Genomic DNA, 1,783 nt, shown 5'->3' on the forward strand with positions numbered 1-1,783 from the left:
TGGCGGACACGGAAAGTCCCTGGCGGTGCAAATCCAAGATCATCACAAGTTCCCCAATTTTGATCACCGCGCCCCTCCCTCCCGCCAAGGGGAGCAGCATCGGTGAGTCGTTGCATCGCCAGCCCCAGCGGGGCATGCCCCGCTGGGGCTGGCGACATGAAAACTGGGGAATATTTTCAAACGGCGCTTTTGGGGAGTTTACGTCCGGCACTCACACTGTGGATCGTTCGGACGGGCTCTCCCTGGCGTGATCTTCCGGAGGCGTTCGGCGATTGGAACAGCGTATTCCGGCGCTTCAGCCGATGGAGCGCCAAAGGGGTCTGGTGGCGGATCTTCGAAGCGATGTCCGACGATCCGGACTTCGAATATCTGATTGTCGACTCCATCGGGCCCATCAGCACGCTGCCGGGGCTAAAAAAGGGGGTCTGAAGATCAGGCGATCGGCCGTTCGCGCGGCGGCCTAAGCACCAAGATACATATGGTCGTTCGCGGCTTGGGATGTCCGGTACGGTTCACGATCACCGCAGGCCAGAAGGGCGATGCACCGCAAGCCGCCGCATTGATCGAGGGATTGCCCGCCGAGGTCGTCATGGCCGATACGGCTTATGACGCCGATCACCTGCGCCAAACCATCGCGGCCAAAGGGGCGCTCGCCGTCATTCCCAACAACCCATCACGAGCGCTCAAGCATCCGCTCGACAGACATCTCTGTGCCCAGCGCCATCTCGTCGAATGCTGCTTCTCAAAGCTCAAGCAATTTCGACGCGTCGCAACCCGCTTCGAAAAGACCGCACGAAACTACCTGGCCGTCGTCACTCTCGCAGCCATCGTCTTATGGACGCGATAAATGTCCACATCACCTAGAGCATGATCTTGTGAGACTGAATCGATTGGGGATTCCCAAATCAGGCTGGTTCTGATTCAAGATGCTGGCTGGGCTGGAGGCCGGCATCCCATGGGACGAGCCTATTCGCTTGATTTGCGCGAGCGGGTCGTTGCCGCGGTGGCAGCTGGCGCAAGCTGCCGGTCAGTGGCGGCAACCTTTAAGGTCAGTGTTGCCAGCGTGGTGAAGTGGTCGCAGCGGTTTCGCGCGACTGGAAGCGCCGCGGCCCAGCCGATGGGCGGCAAGCGTCCCTACGTGCTGTCTTCCGAGCGGGACTGGCTGCTCAAGCGGCTTGCCGAGCAACCGGACATCACATTGCGAGCGCTGCTTGCGGAACTGGCAGAGCGCGGGATCAAGGTCAGCTACTACGCGGTGTGGCACTTCTTCGAGCACGAAGGCATCAGCTTCAAAAAAAAGCCTGCACGCCAGCGAGCAGGATCGCTCCGACCTCGCCCGGCGGCGGGCACAGTGGAAAAAGTATCAAGGGCGGCTTGATCCCGCTCGCCTGGTCTTCATCGACGAGACTTGGGCCAAGACCAACATGACGCGCACCCACGGCCGCGCGCGCCGCGGCCAGCGGCTGGTCGCCAAGGCGCCTCACGGCCGCTGGCGAACCTTGACCTTCCTCGCGGCGCTGCGCCACGACCGCATCAGCGCCCCCTGTGTAATTGACGGGCCGATCAACGGCGAAAGCTTCCGGGCTTATGTCGATCAAGTGTTGGTGCCATCCCTCAGGCCCGGCGACATCGTCATCATGGACATGTGTGGACGCCCCCGTCGATGCAAGAAGAATCTTTTCAAAGAGCGCAGAGCGTGGTCGGGTGCTGACATGTGTCCGGCCTCTGATGCGGCTGTCACATGCCGCCGGCCCGTATGGGAGTTCGCGGAACGGGTCCAACT

Annotated in this window: 2 pseudogenes; both read left to right on the forward strand. The window is 61.5% G+C overall.

Annotated elements, in window-relative coordinates:
• Nucleotides 1-216: 216 nt before the first annotated feature.
• Nucleotides 217-847: pseudogene (locus JQ586_RS40160) on the forward strand (IS5 family transposase); the annotation flags it as partial.
• A 108-nt stretch (nt 848-955) separates the two neighbouring features.
• Nucleotides 956-1,652 (forward strand): annotated as a pseudogene (locus tag JQ586_RS41050) (IS630 family transposase); the annotation flags it as partial.
• Nucleotides 1,653-1,783: the final 131 nt, after the last annotated feature.

The sequence above is a fragment of the Bradyrhizobium jicamae genome, assembly GCF_018130215.1.
Taxonomy (GTDB): domain Bacteria; phylum Pseudomonadota; class Alphaproteobacteria; order Rhizobiales; family Xanthobacteraceae; genus Bradyrhizobium; species Bradyrhizobium jicamae_A.